Origin of the sequence: Paenibacillus sp. 3LSP, assembly GCF_032465655.1 — a bacterium.
In the GTDB taxonomy this organism is placed as follows: domain Bacteria; phylum Bacillota; class Bacilli; order Paenibacillales; family Paenibacillaceae; genus Fontibacillus; species Fontibacillus barengoltzii.
On record NZ_JAWDJI010000219.1, the window covers coordinates 1 to 16,651 of the forward strand.

The 16,651-nt window shown below is 52.4% G+C and carries 15 protein-coding genes; 3 read left to right on the forward strand and 12 right to left on the reverse strand.

What is annotated here, in order from left to right:
* Positions 1-613: 613 nt before the first annotated feature.
* The 10 genes from RW092_RS18860 to RW092_RS18905 all read right to left on the reverse strand — a co-directional run bounded on the left by RW092_RS18860 (position 614) and on the right by RW092_RS18905 (position 12,435).
* Positions 614-754: a hypothetical protein gene (locus RW092_RS18860; RefSeq protein ID WP_316010972.1), complete on the reverse strand. Its 141-nt coding sequence runs from the start codon at positions 752-754 to the stop codon at positions 614-616.
* Positions 755-794: 40 nt separating this feature from the next.
* Positions 795-3,653 carry a DNA mismatch repair protein MutS gene (mutS, locus tag RW092_RS18865; RefSeq protein WP_316010973.1) on the reverse strand — a complete coding sequence of 953 codons (2,859 nt, stop codon included), beginning with the start codon at positions 3,651-3,653 and terminating at the stop codon, positions 795-797.
* 74 nt (positions 3,654-3,727) lie between these two features.
* Positions 3,728-5,236, reverse strand: coding sequence for a putative amidoligase domain-containing protein (locus RW092_RS18870; RefSeq protein ID WP_316010974.1), 1,509 nt, complete (start codon positions 5,234-5,236; stop codon positions 3,728-3,730).
* 157 nt (positions 5,237-5,393) lie between these two features.
* On the reverse strand, positions 5,394-5,939 hold the full coding sequence (gene cotE, locus RW092_RS18875) for an outer spore coat protein CotE (RefSeq protein WP_016312022.1): 546 nt from the start codon (positions 5,937-5,939) through the stop codon (positions 5,394-5,396).
* A 64-nt stretch (positions 5,940-6,003) separates the two neighbouring features.
* Positions 6,004-6,999: an aromatic acid exporter family protein gene (locus tag RW092_RS18880; protein ID WP_028540110.1), complete on the reverse strand. Its 996-nt coding sequence runs from the start codon at positions 6,997-6,999 to the stop codon at positions 6,004-6,006.
* Between the two features lie 306 nt (positions 7,000-7,305).
* Positions 7,306-7,797 (reverse strand): hypothetical protein, encoded by a 492-nt coding sequence (locus tag RW092_RS18885; protein ID WP_316010975.1) that lies wholly within the window; start codon positions 7,795-7,797, stop codon positions 7,306-7,308.
* A gap of 272 nt (positions 7,798-8,069) precedes the next feature.
* A complete protein-coding gene (locus RW092_RS18890; RefSeq protein ID WP_232228388.1) occupies positions 8,070-8,816 on the reverse strand; it encodes an ABC transporter permease in 747 nt (248 codons plus the stop codon).
* 87 nt (positions 8,817-8,903) lie between these two features.
* Complete coding sequence (locus tag RW092_RS18895) at positions 8,904-9,683, reverse strand: ABC transporter ATP-binding protein (RefSeq protein ID WP_016312018.1); 780 nt, start codon at positions 9,681-9,683, stop codon at positions 8,904-8,906.
* Positions 9,684-9,717: 34 nt separating this feature from the next.
* Positions 9,718-10,719: an ABC transporter substrate-binding protein gene (locus RW092_RS18900; RefSeq protein WP_316010976.1), complete on the reverse strand. Its 1,002-nt coding sequence runs from the start codon at positions 10,717-10,719 to the stop codon at positions 9,718-9,720.
* A gap of 198 nt (positions 10,720-10,917) precedes the next feature.
* Entirely contained in the window at positions 10,918-12,435 is a 1,518-nt protein-coding gene (locus tag RW092_RS18905) for a carboxypeptidase M32 (RefSeq protein ID WP_316010977.1), read from the reverse strand.
* Between the two features lie 134 nt (positions 12,436-12,569).
* Here RW092_RS18905 and RW092_RS18910 point away from each other — a divergent pair, with 134 nt between their 5' ends.
* The 3 genes from RW092_RS18910 to RW092_RS18920 are packed head-to-tail and all read left to right on the forward strand — an operon-like array spanning position 12,570 to position 14,739.
* Positions 12,570-12,893 carry an iron-sulfur cluster biosynthesis family protein gene (locus RW092_RS18910; RefSeq protein ID WP_028540116.1) on the forward strand — a complete coding sequence of 108 codons (324 nt, stop codon included), beginning with the start codon at positions 12,570-12,572 and terminating at the stop codon, positions 12,891-12,893.
* 40 nt (positions 12,894-12,933) lie between these two features.
* Entirely contained in the window at positions 12,934-13,506 is a 573-nt protein-coding gene (locus tag RW092_RS18915) for a beta-class carbonic anhydrase (protein ID WP_028540117.1), read from the forward strand.
* A gap of 30 nt (positions 13,507-13,536) precedes the next feature.
* Positions 13,537-14,739, forward strand: a complete 1,203-nt coding sequence (locus tag RW092_RS18920) for a MalY/PatB family protein (RefSeq protein WP_254899701.1) — start codon at positions 13,537-13,539, stop codon at positions 14,737-14,739.
* A 68-nt stretch (positions 14,740-14,807) separates the two neighbouring features.
* Here RW092_RS18920 and RW092_RS18925 read toward each other — a convergent pair whose 3' ends face one another.
* Together RW092_RS18925 and RW092_RS18930 are read right to left on the reverse strand one after the other, a co-directional pair.
* Positions 14,808-15,623: an ABC transporter permease gene (locus RW092_RS18925; RefSeq protein ID WP_028540119.1), complete on the reverse strand. Its 816-nt coding sequence runs from the start codon at positions 15,621-15,623 to the stop codon at positions 14,808-14,810.
* Positions 15,620-16,648 carry a daunorubicin resistance protein DrrA family ABC transporter ATP-binding protein gene (locus RW092_RS18930; RefSeq protein ID WP_028540120.1) on the reverse strand — a complete coding sequence of 343 codons (1,029 nt, stop codon included), beginning with the start codon at positions 16,646-16,648 and terminating at the stop codon, positions 15,620-15,622. Before RW092_RS18930 ends, RW092_RS18925 begins: the two co-directional genes overlap by 4 nt.
* Positions 16,649-16,651: the final 3 nt, after the last annotated feature.

The window sequence follows — 16,651 nt, forward strand, 5'->3', positions numbered from 1 at the left end:
CAACCAAGATTAACAATTAATTGAATACCATGTCACTTTAGATGCAAGGCTAGTGCGCAAGCCCGGGGTTTCGCTCCAATGTACTCGATTTTTCATACACATCCCGCCAAAACCACCAAACTGAGCTTCATTATACTTGAAATTTCATCCATAATCCGCTGCATCCCCGGGGGTTCGCTCCAATGTACTCAATTTTTCATATACATTAGGGCTAAAAACCCAAACCAAGGCTAATTATACGCGAAATTTCATACACAATAAGGACAAGACAGAATCGGAACCGATCGGCCAACTCTGCAATGCACGTCGTGGTACCGTTGTAGGTAGTGTCGTTGTTCTTCGTTACTGTTGTACGTGATACCGTTGGACACCGTTGTTCATAGAGTTGTCATTTCGAGCTCTATCCTCTATCCTACGTAGTGTGTATGCTTGGCAATCATAAAAACTGACGCTCAATGCACCGTTGGGTCACTCGGTATCAGCATGTGGCCAGACCGCCCGTCGTGCCGCCAGAAACGCGCGCTGGGAGCAGCGCGCGTTAGGAAAGTCATCGATCTATGTTGCCAACTCAACCTCAGCCGAATCAGCCGCACTTCCGTTACAACCACAGGCTTTATTGCAGCCACGCAGTTGCAACTGCTTCTGCCGAACTCCCCTCACACCCGCAGTTCAACAGCTTAAGTCGGTCGAAGCTCCACTCGCCCCCACAGTTAACATCTGCAGCACCTGCACCATCCGCCGCCCACAAATACAACTGATCGTTCCCCTCCTACGTCACAATCCCTATCGTACGTTTACAAATCCTTCACCTTCATCTTCAGATCATTAACCAGTTGCATGGCTTGCAGCGGGGTCATGTTCATTAAATCTGCATTTTTAATGAGGTTAATGATCGTACGAGTTGCCGGGTCTTCCGGCGCCGGAGCTGCCGGCTTCGCCTGAACTGGCGGCTCATCGTCGCCAAACATTGAAAGCTGCACGACCGGCCCAACTTCGCCGGAATCCGACTTAAGCTCAGCCGATGCCGCAGCTTCCGTTACCCCTGCAGCCGCAGTTGCAGCGGCCTCCACCAAAGCAGCGCCTGAAGATCCCCTAACAGCTTCATCGGTGGCTGCCGTTTCCCGCACTATCGGAGCAGTCTGCTGCTTCACAAGCGGCGAAACCGCCTGCGAAGAAGACCCTGCTGTTGCTGCCGCGTCTGCTGATGCGGTTGCTTTCGCAGGCGCACCTGCAACTGCAATGCTGCTTCCGTCCGCCAACGGACTTTTCTCCTCCAGCTCTTTCAGCAGCCCATACGCCCGGCCAATGATCTCATCCGGCAGGCCGGCCAGCCGCGCGCAATAGATGCCATAACTCGTGTCAGCCGCGCCGGGGATCAGCTTGCGCAAGAAATGCACCTTGTCGCCGCTTTCCTGCACTGCCATGCTGTAGTTGTTCAACCCGCGCAGGCTGTGCTCCAAATAAGCCAACTCATGGAAATGCGTCGACACCAGCGCCTTACAGCCAATCCGGTCGTGGACGTATTCAATCACGGCCTGTGCAATTGCCATCCCTTCGCTGGTCGATGTGCCCCGGCCCAACTCGTCGATGATGATCAAGCTGCGCGGGGTAGCCTTCTCCGTCATGATCTGAATATCGGCCATCTCCACCATAAAGGTACTCTGCCCGCCAATCAGATCATCTGCGGCCCCAATCCGCGTGAAGATGCGATCCACCAGCGGGATTTCCGCTTTAGCTGCAGGGACAAAGCTGCCGATCTGCGCAAGGATGGAAATCAGCGCGACCTGACGCATATACGTACTTTTCCCGGCCATGTTAGGTCCCGTGATCAGCAGGATGCTCGCCTCATCCTTGCGGAGCTCCGTGCTATTAGCGATAAATGCCGTATCTTTCATCACCGCTTCCACCACCGGATGCCGGCCTTGCTCCACGACGAAGTCGTAGCCATCGGTCAGCTTCGGCTTCACAAAGCTGTTGTCCGAGGCTACCTGCGCCAGCGAGCGCAACACATCGATTTCAGCGATTTGCTCGGCCAGCTTCTGCAAGCGAGGGATATCCGCAGCGATCCGTTCACGCAGCTCGTTAAACAGCGTGTATTCCAGATCGACCATCTTCTCCTCAGCTTCGAGAATCAGCGCTTCCTTCTCCTTCAGTTCCGGGGTAACAAAACGTTCGGCATTCGCCAGCGTCTGCTTCCGTTCATACCGCCCTTCCGGCAATGCAGACAGATTGGCGCGCGTCACTTCGATATAATAGCCAAAAACTTTGTTGTAACCGATCTTCAGCGATTTGATCCCCGTTGCTTGCCGTTCAGCCGCTTCCAGCTCGGCGATCCAGCGTTTACCGTTAACGCTGGCTTCGCGAAGCTCGTCCAATCTTGCATGATACCCAGCCTTAATAAGGCCTCCATCCCGCACCGACACTGGCGGATCGTCAGCGATCGCTGCATCAATCATGTCGGCCAGATCCGCACACTCATCCATTGCCGAAGCAATCCGCTTCAACGTGGTTGAGGCCGAGTCTGCGCACAGCGTCTTGATCGCCGGCACCTGAAGCAGCGACGTTTTGAGGGCGACCAAATCCCGACCGTTCGCATTGCCGAAGGCGACGCGTCCCACCAGCCGCTCTAGATCGTAGATGTCCTGCAAAGCGCCGCGCAAATCCTCGCGCAAAATAAACGCGCTGTGCAGATGCTCCACTGCCTCCAGACGTTCCTCGATCCGCGTCTTCTGCAGCAGCGGCTTGTCGATCCAGCGCCGCAACAGCCTGGAGCCCATTGACGTTTCCGTGCGGTCAAGCAGCCACAGCAGCGATCCTTTTTTCGAACGCTCGCGAACCGTCTCAACCAATTCCAGATTCCGTCGTGTAAACGGGTCCAAAATCATAAAATGCTCCGGCTCATAAGCCGATATTTTCGTAAGTTGTCCCAGCGAGCGCTTCTGCGTCTCGCTTAAATAACCGACCAGGACAGCGATATTGTCCCGCCGCTCCGGCTCCAGACGAATCCATTCGGCCTCGCCAAACAGCGATCGTGCCGTATCTTCCTTCGCTTTCGCCCAAGGCGTATACACGACGGGCTTGCTCAGCGGAGCAGCTTGTCCCGCAATCCAATCCAGCAGTTCCTTGTCCCCGATGATTTCCGCCGGGTCGTACAGGCCAATCTCGTCGCGCAGCCACTCTTTGTTCGCCGGCGCCGACGTCGCGTACAGCTCCCCCGTGGACAGGTCACAGGCAGCCAGAGCCATCATCCCCTGCCGTTCAGTGACCGACACGATGTAGTTGTTCGTCCGTTCGCCGACGGTTTTCCCTTCCATGATCGTCCCCGGGGTGATGACCCGGACGATCTCACGCCGAACCATGCCTTTGGTTTGCGACGGGTCCTCCATCTGTTCGCAGATCGCAACTTTGTATCCTTTTTCAATCAAACGATGAATATAATTGTCCGCCGAATGGTAGGGAACACCGCACATTGGAATTTTCTCTTCGGCGCCCCCGTCCCGCCCGGTCAGTGTAATTTCAAGCTCCTTCGCAGCCAGGATTGCATCCTCAAAAAACATTTCATAGAAATCGCCCAGCCGGAAAAACAGAAACGCATCCTGCGCTTCCGCCTTAATCCGTAAATACTGCTCAATCATCGGCGTGTAGGTAGCCATGATTCCCCTCCAATTAACCTAAGCACATTCAGGTCTTTCATAGAATCCTATTATACCAGAAAAGGGCAACCCGGTTATGAAGGATTTTGCAATTTCCAGGCGGGGCGAATATCCGCAGATTCGTCCCAGACATAGCCGGACTGAATGGCATTCAGTAAAGGTTCGATATATCCCTGATATCGCGTATAGTCGGGAACTTCATGGATATCGGCGATCAGGCGGGGTAACGCTTCGCGAAGCGGTTGCTTTCTGCCGGTGTAAAACGCCGTCCAAACCGCCTCCTTCTCCAACGGTCGTGCCTTTAAGCGTTCCGCATGCTCGATAATGAAGCGCGCCAATGCCACGACCCCTTTGGTGACGAGCGGAGAGATTAGGAAGCTAGGTAAGGTGCGATATTCGAAGCCGCCGTACTCCTTGAACCGAAAATCGCCGAGAAACCCGTACTTCGGTCTACGTAGCGCACTTCGGGGATCCTCCAGTAGAGCCAGCGGCAGCGCCAGGTAATTGTCGAGCGTCCGCAGCAACTCTGGAGTTAACGACACTCCGCTGAAATGCAGGTGTCCGCCCAACGGAAAACCGCGTTGCGGCATCGCCCCCGCCTGCCAGATCAGCCCTTGATCTTCGATGGAAGCTCGGGCTTCATGAAATGCGCGCAGCAAATGAACGACAACATCGCGCGGTTCCTTGCCGGGGCGCGGCCTTAGCTCTGCCAGCGGAAATATCCGCTGCCCGCGATATCGCAACACATCGCAGCCCGCTTCCCCATGAAAGTGCAAGTAACGGGAAGCCGGAATCACTTTCCCATGGGCACGATCAAACAGCAAAAACTCGGGGTCCATCCCAATCAACCGCTCTGTCGGTGAGTCCAGCAGCTTCTCCTGTTCCTCCAGGGTATCTCGCATCGCCTGGGCGATGGCCTTGGTTGCCGCGCTGCCGAGGTCCGAGATTGGGGTGATGGAATCCACCGTAAATTTCCCCTCTTCCCCGGCCGAGATCACCACTTCACCAAAATCAAGTCCCACGGCGTATAGCGCCCGAACCGCCGTGTTCGTCAGGCGTTTATAAAGCGGTGACTCCGGGGACAAGGCTTCCCCCAAGAGCGGGAGCGTTAGCCCCGCTTGACCAAGCGGACGTACCTCCCAGGCCCGCAAGTGGAATACCGTAACGGCATAGCGGCGGAGATATGACGCAGTAGTGCTTGCAGCTGTTTGAGCGGTTCTTGCCTCAGGCGTTGGCTTCAGCCCAGCGGTTTCGAGCCGGCGCCGCCAGTCTTCCAACGAGTGTGTCGGCCGTCCCAACACGATCTCCTGGACCCGGCCGCCCCAATACGCTTCCTCGCGTCCGTAGTAAATCCATTGGGAAGCGTCTGCAGCAGTTCGCACACCCCGTCCTCCTGAAGCAGCCCCTGCCCCCGCTGACTTCCTGCCGAAACTCGAAGATGTACGCGATAACGCTCTGCTGGATGATTCCGGTCCTTTCAACACCCGGTAGGGTCCGCCCAAACGTTCCAACGCCTGCAGCAGCCGAGCTTTAAATGTGCTGGAGCCCAGACGCATTTTTAGTACGAGGTGCTCATCCTTCACCACTGAGTTCATCCCCCGTCTTCGATAGAGGTATTATTCAAAAATAAAAACAAAAAGAGGGCAGCCGCCCTCTTCGACGACGCCCCTGCCGCATATGCTACAGTGTACACTGAAACTGTTGATACTTACCCCTTTGCCTACTTGCTTCCTGATCGAATTACAGTTCGTCGTCGAGGAGATCCGGATCCAAATCTTCATAATCGCCGAGCTCGGAGCCGAAATCGTAGTCCTTGTCATCAATGCCGCTGTTCGGCACGACCAGCACGTTCAACTTCGTTTCGGCAACCAGTTCCACCGCGAATTCGCGTTCCACCCGAATGGATACGCGGCCGTCTCCCGATACGGTGGCTTCGACGGTGCTCGGTTCCTGCGTGGCTTCTGCGGACACTTCCACCGTCGACGAACGGTGTCTGGAATCCAAGTAGTTCAGCGGTACATTCTCAACATACGATACCGTTTCTTTAGCGACCTCGGTCTGCGAGTTCTTGTCGTACGAATACCAGATGTTAATATCGTAAGTACCAATAACTTCAATTCCGTCTCCCGCTGCGACCGCTTCGTACTGGTGGTTGATGATCCAGGCCCCCAGGATGCTCGACGGTTTATGAGGGGGAGTCACGGTATGTGTTACGGTAGAGAACTTACGACCTTTGCCGCAGATCGCTTTCGTGATGATCTCTCTACTTTGATATTTCAATGACATGTTAGAACCTCCTCCATACATCATTCAATACAAGTGTATGCAGGACATTCGTCTAGGGTGACAACTATTTTATTGACGCCTGTTTTCGTTTTGCTCCCCGTTTTTCCGCGATTCGTGGAATGGGAGCCTTATTTTTTTTGGAGACAGCTAGATATAAGGAAAGTTCTCGGCATAACTGCAAAATGGCTGAACGCATTTCAAATTCCTCACGGGTTGAAGGCATTTCCATTTTCTTGAACTCCTCCTCCAGCTCCGCGAGCATCTGCTCGGTAATCCCCGTATATTCCTCTTGATTCACATCTACGCTAAGCCGATCAAACAATACAGCCACAAATTCGCCTTGCGGGATCCGATGGTACACCTGCGAAATCAGCTCCAGCATCCCTTCGATCCGGCTTAACTGTTCTTTGCGCATGATAAAATACGCCGTCCAGGCCTCGTTGGGCGAGATCATCTGGTTCTCGGCTGCCCGCTTCGCGAGCGCATAACCCTCGTCGATCTTTCGGGCCGCATCGGTGATCTCCTTGCCATCCCATAAGCGGTAGGGATCACGCAACGAAGCGGCAATCTCCTGAAATATGCCGGAAAACAAAGCATCCACCTCACGCCGAGTTTCCAGCAGCTTGTCTTCCGTTTTGGGCATGTACAGAAAATTGACAACCATGGCCGAACCCAACCCAATGATCAGCAGCTCCACCTGGATTAACAGCACGTGCCAGGAGATCTCCCCGCCGCTAAATACGCGGAACACGACAACGGAGCTGGTCACAATCCCTTCCTTGAAGCCCGCGCGAGCGATCAATGGGAAAGCGACGAGGATGTAAATGGCCAGCACCCAAATATGAAACCCGAGGAAGTAGAAGATGCCAAAAGCAAGCAACAACCCCAAAGTTGAAGCAAAAAAACGTGCCGTTATCGATGCCAGGCTGCGCTTGCGGGTGACGTCGACCCCTAAAATCGCCAGCAGTCCCGCCGAATTGGCACCAGGCACCCCTAAGGCATCCGCAATAAATATTGCCATTAACGTGGCAATGGCCGTTTTGATGACTCGAAAACCCATGAATTCTCACCCTTTTTGTCGAAAGCGATCTATGAAAATATCCTACTTGATTTTCGGAATCCAAACAATCCCACTTTCACCCTCATCCTTTACTGTAGATTACCGACCACGGACCGGCAGGGTAACGTCAATACAAGTCGGACTCCAAGAGCTGCAAAGACTGTTCCTTGCTTGAGGAGTGCACCTGAACAAGCAAAAGGGCCTGACCCTACATGCCTGGCACAGGACAGCAAAGAAGAAGATCGCCAACTACCTGACCAAGCTGGCCGGATAGGGCGATCTTCCTGTTTTCTTAAATAATTAGAATCAGAACTGTCTTGCATTGATATTAAGTTTGTATTTATCCCCAGTTTTATTATAGATATAAACTTCCCAATCTCCGGATAATCCATTACCTAACATATCTTCAAAGCTTATTGTTTTTTGACTTCCTCCCTTTAATTCATAACCATCTGTAATTTTCAGACCATTACGGCTGATATCAATAAAGACAGATGAAGAAGCATTATTTTTAACCCAAACGTTCAAATAGATACCATTTTCGGGCGCTGTAGTAAATTTACCAGTATATGCCGAAGAACCTGTATGAGTGACATTATTAATGAGATGCGCATCCATTGGATAGAACATGTTGTCATCAATAATTGTAGGTTTAATGTTTGATACTTCTTCCGTAGCTGACAATGACACCACAGATTGAGCGGATACCGGAGCAACATGTTCAGACGCAGATGCAACCGGGGCAAGAGATAACAAAGCCGATGCGATCAAAACAGCTGATACCTTTGTTTTCTTCACAGACTTGTAAACCTCCAAAAAAATTCTAATTTATGTAAATAAACGGTTTGTGTAGATATCATACAATATTAGCCAATTCTGGCGGTTACGTTTTTTTCATTTTTAAGAAACCGAAGTTTATACTTTTCTATATTTCCCTCTTTTTTCTTAGTTTTAAGTTGTTTATTGACCAGTGAACTTGTTCCTAACGCGATAATTCAACATATGCCAGCCCACGGTGCGCTTATTTTGACTTTTGATTTCCTGATAATGGGGAAATCTTGTAGGGAGCGTTACCGCTCCCTTACCAGCTTCCGCTCGATATAAACGACCATCTGGTACATCGCCGTCGCCACGATGGCGATGATGACCAGGCTCGACAGCACCAGGGTGAAGTTAAACACTTGAAACCCGTAGACGATCAGGTAACCAAGACCGATTTTGGCTACGAGGAATTCTCCAACGATAACCCCGACCCAAGCCATCCCTACGTTCACCTTCAGCGTAGATACGATGGTTGGGAACGAAGCCGGCAGAATTACCTTCAAAAATACATCGCGTCGGCTCCCCCCAAACGTGCGAATCACCTTCACAAAGTTCGCGTCGACTTCGTTGAAGCTGTTAAAGACGACAAGGGTGGTCACAATCACCGTAATCGATAACGTCGTAACCACAATTGCTGTGAAGCCAGCACCAAAGAGGACGATAAAGATCGGGCCCAGCGCCACCTTCGGCATACTGTTAAACACGACCATGTAAGGATCCAGCACACGCGATAGAAACGGCGACCACCAAATCAGCACAGCTAGCAATGTGCCTATCAGCGTTCCCAGCAGGAAGCCTACCGCTGTCTCGCCAACCGTCATCGCCAGATGCGGCCACAATTCTCCGCTCAGCGCATCCTTTACGATCTGTCGTCCTACCTTGGACGGGTAGCTGAAGATCAGCACATCAATCCATTTCAGTTGGCCTGCCAGCTCCCATAATCCTACAAACAATACGAGGATCAAGGTCTGCACACTCAATACGTAACGACTCATTCGCCGTTTGCGTTTGCGGTGTTGCAGCCATTTCTCCTGCAGCCAGTCTTCTGAAGCGGCCGGTTTTGTCACAGGCGGTGCCAATGGCTATCCCTCCTCCCTTTCCGACGTCTCCAGATCGCGCCAGATTTCATGGAATAGTTCATTAAAGCCTTCGGCCTCCCGGGCATAAAACGGTTGAGCTTTCCGGATATTTTCCGGAATCTCGTACATGCTGCGAATTCGGCCTGGTCGGGGCGCCAGCACGATCACCCGATCGCTGACCGCAATCGCCTCCGATAGATCGTGGGTCACCAGTACCCCCGTTTTCTTCCGCTGCTTTAGCGTCCCCCACACCAAATCCTCAAGCTGCAGCTTTGTTTGGTAGTCCAGCGCCGAGAAGGGCTCATCCAGCAGCAACAGCTCCGGATCGGTCGCCAGCGTTCGCACAAGGGCCACCCGTTGACGCATTCCGCCCGACAGCTGATGGGGATACAAGTCCGCGGTATCGCCAAGCCCCATTTCGGCCAGCAATGCCCGCGCGTGCTCCACTCCTTCCGGCGTTAACCTTCCGGTCAGCTCCAACCCCAGCACGGTATTGCTCAGAATCGTCCGCCACGGGAACAAATAGTCCTGCTGCAACATATAACCCACTTGCGGAGTAGGGCCCGTTACCGGTTTGCCGTGCAGGAGCACCTCTCCTCGAGATGGGGCTAACAGACCAGCCATGACGGAAAGAAGCGTGGTCTTTCCGCAACCGCTGGGACCAACCAAACTGATGAATTCGCCAGGCTCTACCGCTAAGTTCATCCCTTGCAAGGCGAGGACGGCCTCCCGGTCCGTCACGTAGACCAAATCTAGGTTTTTTAGTTCCACGACAGATGGCAAAAGCGCTCACGCTCCTTTTCCGTTCACGTTCATGTTATTTGACGGAGTTGACGACTTTCTCGGCAAAGCTGTTATCCACCAGCTTATTGGCTTCTACCCGTTCATTGAGTTCTCCGGCGCTTTCCATCACATCAAGCAGGTTGTTCCAGGCATCCTCTGCCAAAGCCGGCGTTTCTGCATAACTTCCCTGCTCCTGGTACCGCTTGATCGAGCTGACCAAGATCTCCATGTCCGTATCTTTGAAATATGGCGCAACCGTCTCAGCGATTTCTTCCGGCGTATGCGATTGAACCCAGCGCTGGGCTTTATGAATCGCATTCGTAAATTTCTGAACGATTTCCGAGTGTTCGTTGATATAGCTCTGCTTGGTCATAAATACCGTATAAGGCAGCCTTCCGCTCTCCGTACCAAAGGAAGCGACGACATATCCTTTCCCTTCCTTCTCCACGATGGAGGCTTGAGGTTCAAACAGTTGAACGAATTGTCCCGTTCCCGATATGAATGCAGCCGTGATGTTGGCGAAGTCCACATTCTGGATTAACTCCAGATCCTGATGCGGATCGATTCCATGCTTGCGCAGGGTGAACTCGCCCGCCATTTGCGGCATGCCTCCTTTTCTTTGACCCAGAAAGACGCTCCCCTTCAGCATCTCCCAATCAAATTCGGCGGAGTCCCGGGCAACCAGGAAGGTACCGTCGGTTTGCGTCAATTGGGCAAAGTTGATCACTGGATCTGTAGAGCCTTGCTGGTATACGTAAATCGACGTCTCCGCTCCGACTAGTGCCACGTTGATGGCTCCGGACAGCAGCGCCGTCATCGTTTTGTCACCACCCGCTGTTGTTTGCAGCTCCACGTCCAATCCTTCTTCTTTAAAGAAGCCTTTTTCCAATGCGACGTACTGAGGTGCATAAAATACGGAACGGGTGACTTCCCCGATTTTGACCTTTTGTGCTTTGCCGCTTCCTCCACAAGCGCTTAGCGCTGCGGTCAGGAGGACGATGAGCGCGATCCATAACCCCTTTCTTACGTTGTTCATGCCATTCACCTCTCCTTCTAAATGGGGTTTCATAGCCAATCGATGTCTAGCGGTTGGCCAGAAGATACACTAAATACTATGCGATGGCCTAACAAAAGGTTAAGCCGTGCCGGGGCGTTCCAAGTTCGATGTACGAAAAAAAGCTGCCCCTAAGAGCGGATGAATCCGCCTTAGGGGCAGCTTTCGACCGGCATCGCTTTAGATGCCGTAAATGCTTTTGAATTTCTGTTCTAGATAATCTGCGAGATAGTCCGGGTTTAACTCTTCGCCGGTGACCGCAAGGATCAGCTCCGACGGTTTCCGGCTCTTGCCGTATTTGTAGATTCTGTCGGTCAACCATTCCTTGATCGGCTGGAAGTTCCCTTCGGCGATGAGTTCTTCAAATTGCGGCAGCTCTTTCCGCAGCGTATTGGCGATTTGGGCTGCGTACATATTGCCAAGCGCATAGGATGGGAAGTACCCAAACAGACCGGCCGACCAATGCACGTCCTGCAGTACGCCAAACCCATCGTTAGGGGGAGTCAAGCCGAGATAGTCGCGGTATTTCTCGTTCCATACCTTCGGCAGCTCGCTGACCGGCAACCCTTCATTAAAGAGCATCTTCTCAATCTCGTAGCGGATAATAATATGCAAATTATAAGTCAGTTCATCCGCTTCAATCCGGATTAACGAGTTCTCTACACGATTGATGCCGCGGAAGAACTGCTCCGGCGTAACATCCTTAAGCTGTTCCGGAAAATGCTGCTGCAATTCTCCGAAATACCGTTGCCAGAATTGCAGGCTGCGCCCAACGAAGTTCTCCCAGAAACGGGACTGGGACTCATGGATCCCCATCGACGTTCCTTGGCCCAGCGGCGTTCCAGCCAGCTCTTTCGATACGTTCTGCTCGTAAAGCGCATGCCCGCCTTCATGCAAGGAACTGAAGATGGCACTGGCGACATCATCCTGCTTGTAGTTCGTAGTGATCCGCACGTCGCCATGGTTGATCGTGGTTTGGAACGGGTGAACCGTTTCGTCAATCCGTCCAGCTGCAAAATCGTAGCCGATTTGTTCGAGCAGGAACCGGCTGAACTTCGCTTGCTGCTGCGTGTCGTACAGTTGGTTCAGGAAAGGAGCTTCCGGCTTATTCTTAGCCCCAGCCACCGCCTCAACCAATGGAACGAGCCGATCGCGTAGCTGGCCGAAGACCTGGTCGAGTTTCTCGGTAGTCAGGTCCGGTTCATACATATGTAGTAACGTATCATAACGCGTAGCCTTCGGACCCCAGTAGTCGATAAACTCCTGAATCTTTGCCACGATTTTCGTTAAATAAGGTTCAAAGCCGGCGAAATCGCTGTTCTCCTTAAAGTCTTCCCACACCGTTTCGGCATGGGCTGTCAACTCCGTATATTCGCGGAATTTCTGTGGCGGAATCTTGACGCTTCGGTCGTATTCCTCCTGCACATCGAGCACCATCCGGCGCTTCACATCATCCAATTCCTCCAGGACGGCAGGCTGGTTCAAATAAGCTAAGTACTCGCCCATCTCGGCTGACGTTTGCAGCTTAAAAGCTTCCGTGGACAACAATCCGATGGTCGCTGCCCGGGTCTCCGCCCCTTTGCGCGGTGCACCGGTGCGTAAATCCCAGTTCATCAGCGCGACCGCTTCCCCGTATGCATGAATCTTCTGCAGAAGCTCCCGAAAGAGCTCCCATTTCTCAACCGTTTCCTGTTTCATGACAACTCCGCCTTTACTGGTGAAATATAGTTGCTACTCTTGATGATACTTGTAACTAAACGTATAATCAAATTTTAAGTAGACGAATTCGCAAATTGAAATATTACTTTCATGAAAAGGAGTTGCCTCTCCCTATGAAAATTACGCTTAACGCAGCGGCCAAAAAACTGATCGACGACAAATTGGCTGGCCAGCCTGGCTTGCTCCGCCTCGTCTACGATACGGAAAACTGCGGCTGCGGCATGAGCGGCGTTCCCGTATTGAATATCGTATCTGAGCCAGGACCCTACGATATTCCTATGGACAATGAAGCCTACCCATTTTGGATTGACAAAATGCAGGCTGTTTTTTTTGAGGAGGAGTTGTCCCTGAAAGGCGAAGATGCAACCGGGACATTCCGCTTGGATGGGCCTTCCCAGTTCTACAAATCCAATATTCCATTGGTTGACCGCCGGTAATTCGCGGATATGTGCCAACAGCAGACAAGGAGGCAATAACATGAATCAATTAGAGTCGATACTGGAGTTCAACCGCAAATTTGTCGAGGAGAAGGAATACGAGAAATATGTAACGGATAAATTTCCGGAGAAGAAAATGGCGATCGTGACCTGCATGGATACGCGGCTCGTCGAACTACTCCCGAAAGCGATGAACCTGCGCAACGGTGACGTGAAGCTGATCAAGAACGCTGGTGCCATCATCTCTCAGCCTTTTGGAAGCGTCATGCGTAGTCTTCTTGTTGCGATCTACGAACTGCATGCTCAGGAAGTCTTTATCGTGGGTCATACTGGCTGCGGGATGGCTGCGCTCAATTCGGACCGGATGATTGGTTCCATGCGGGAGAGAGGCATCAGCGATGACACGCTGAACACGATCGAAAACTCCGGCATTAAGCTAAACAAATGGCTGCGCGGTTTCGATAACGAGAAGGAAGGGATTATTCGGACCGTCAATATTGTCAAGAAACACCCGCTCCTTCCTGCTGATGTTCCGGTTCACGGGTTATTGATTGATTCGACGACAGGCGAACTGGAGCTGGTTATTGACGGGTACCAGCCTCTTCCGAAATAAGTCCGACACGACTGGAGTTTACCTGCATCTATGGGAAAGGAATGGAACAGAGAGATGACGTATAATTTCGACGAACGTGTGCCGCGAAAAGGAACCTACTCCGAGAAATGGGATACTGGACAGGAGCTGTTTGGGGATCCAGACGTATTGCCTTTGTGGGTAGCGGACATGGATTTCCGTTGTGCACCAGCCATTGTCCAAGCCGTCACGGAACGGGCCAAGCTGGGGATTTACGGCTATACTTCCCGGCCTAAAGAATATCTGGAGGCGATCACCGGTTGGCTGGAGCGCCGTCATAACTGGAACGTTCATCCGTCCTGGTTGACCGACACTCCCGGCGTCGTACCAGCGCTTAGCGTAGCTGTACAGGTATTAACCGAGCCAGGAGATCGGGTGATCCTGCAATCCCCGGTCTATAATCCGTTCTATGATGTGATCCGCAACAATGGCCGTGAAGTTGCCGAAAATCCGTTGATTCTCAAGGATGGACGTTACCGGATGGACTACGATCATCTGGAATCGTTGATGCAAGACGGAGCGAAGCTGTTGCTGTTGTGCAGCCCCCATAATCCCGGCGGACGGGTCTGGACCCGGGAGGAGCTGGAACGGGTTGGCGAGTTGTGTCTGAACTATGGTGTGAAGGTCGTCTCGGACGAAATTCACAGCGATTTGGTCTTCGCCGAATACCGTCATGTGCCGTTTGCCTCGATGTCCGAAGCCCTGGCGGGAATTACGATTACCTGCGCGGCTCCTTCCAAGACGTTTAACATCCCTGGACTCGCGACAGCTTATACGATTATTCCCAACGTGGCTATCCGTAAGCAATTTAGCGAACGGATCAAAGCCCAAGCCATCGGTTCGCTGAATTTTTTTGGCCCTACCGCGACAATCGCAGCGTATACGCAAAGTGAAGAATGGCTTGATGCCGTCCTGATCTATATTCGTGCCAACCGTGACTTCGCCGTCGCCTATCTCGCCGAACATCTGCCAGCGGTGGTCCCTGTTCTATCCGAAGGAACCTACTTATTATGGGTGGATTGCCGTGCACTCGGATGGAAGAAAGCCGAGATGAAGCAAGTGATGTATAAAGAAGCGAAAATCGCCTTTACCGAAGGTTCCATCTACGGCCAGAACGGCGAAGGTTTCCTGCGGATCAACCTGGCGTGTCCACGCTCGTTGCTGGAGGAAGCTCTGGAACGCTTTTGCACAGCCGTTGCTGCTCATCAAGCTTGATGGCCAGTATCATGAAATCAGCGTAAACATATCAAGCCGGAAGACGATAAGTCTTCCGGCTTATTTTTTTATGCTCTTCTCATGTAAGCGCGCACCGTCATCGGTGCAAATACCGCTACAATCACGGCTGCTCCAAAGAGCGAGCTCAGCATATCCCCACCGATGGTTCCATGGTTCACCAGTTCCCGTACCGCTGTCACCAAATGCGAAATCGGATTGATGTTTGCAAACCATTGCAGCCATTTCGGCATCGTTTCAACTGGAACAAACGCATTGGACAGGAACGTTAATGGAAACAACACGATCATGGATATGCCTTGTACGCTGGATGCCGTTCGTGCGATGACGCCAAAGAAAGCAAAGATCCAGCTAACTGCCCAGGAACATACGATCACCAGCAACGCTGCTAGCACGACATTACCCAATCCTCCATCTGGACGAAGTCCCATGATGTAACCCATGGCAAACGTCAGCACCGTTGCAATCGTATATCGGACGGTATCGGCCAGCAGGGCGCCGGCTAATGGCGCAATCCGCGCGATTGGCAGCGACTTAAAGCGGTCGAAGACGCCCTTCTCCATATCCTCGCGCAGCTGTACGCCCGTAACGACAGAAGTAGAAATGACGGTTTGCACCAAAATCCCTGGAATAATCACCGGCAAGTAGCTCATCACATCCCCCGAGATCGCTCCGCCAAAAATATACGTAAACATCAGTGTAAAAATAATCGGCTGAAACGTCACATCAAATAATTGCTCCGGTGTCCGCTTGATTTTTAACAATCCTCGATACGCCATGGTCAACGAGTGATGAAGTGATTGTCGGAAGTTCGTTTGATTCTTTAGAGGCTGTACGGCCTTCGCATTAATATCCGCATGATTCATGCAATGACCCCCTTCTGATCAAGAACATACGCCTGTGGATCTGCAGTGTTCTCTTCAACACCCCGCCCGGTCAGTGTTAAGAAGACTTCATCCAGCGTTGGCTTCTGAACGCTTAATTCCGCCAAATCCACGCCTGCTTCACGCAAAGCGATCAATAGATCAGTCACCAGATCAGCCTCCGCCATTGGGGCGGTAATTTTCCCTGCCTCTGCTGTGAGGGTGGAAGGCACTTTCAGCACCCGCTCCACAATTTGGCGAGTTGCTGTCAAATGAAGCGGATCCTTAATTCTTAACTGCAACGACGAAGCCCCTACCGACGTCTTTAACTCATCGACTGTGCCTTCTGCGATGACCTGTCCGCGATCAATAACGGCGATCCGGTCTGCCAGTTGGTCAGCTTCATCCAGGTACTGAGTGGTTAACAACACCGTTGATCCAGTCGCCACAAGACGGCGAATCGTCTCCCACATCTGCGAGCGCGTCCGCGGATCCAGCCCGGTTGTCGGTTCATCCAGGAAGATCAGCGGCGGCTGGGCAATCAGGCTCGCGGCCAAATCCAGCCGCCGGCGCATTCCGCCAGAGAAGTGCTTCAGCGGGCGCTTGGCCGCTTCCGACAAGCCGAACTCCTCCAGCAGCTCTGCCGCTTTCCGGCGAGCCTCGCTGCGCCCCAAGCCTAACAGCCTGGAGAAGATTATGAGATTTTCCGTAGCACTCAGCGTTTCGTCCACCGAGGCGTACTGTCCGGTCACCCCGATCAACTGACGGACGATATGCTGCTCTTTGACAACATCGTGTCCAAAAATGCGGGCGGAACCCGCATCGGGACGCAGCAAAGTCGCCAGCATACGAATCGTCGTTGTTTTTCCCGCTCCATTGGGTCCCAGAACGCCATATATCATCCCGCTCCCCACCTGCAAATTCACTCCATCAACCGCACGGTTCGTTCCAAATATTTTCACGAGTCCCTCAGCCTCAATCGCCGGCTTACTTGCGCCGCCCGTGAAAGCGGAAGTTTTCGTCATCATCGA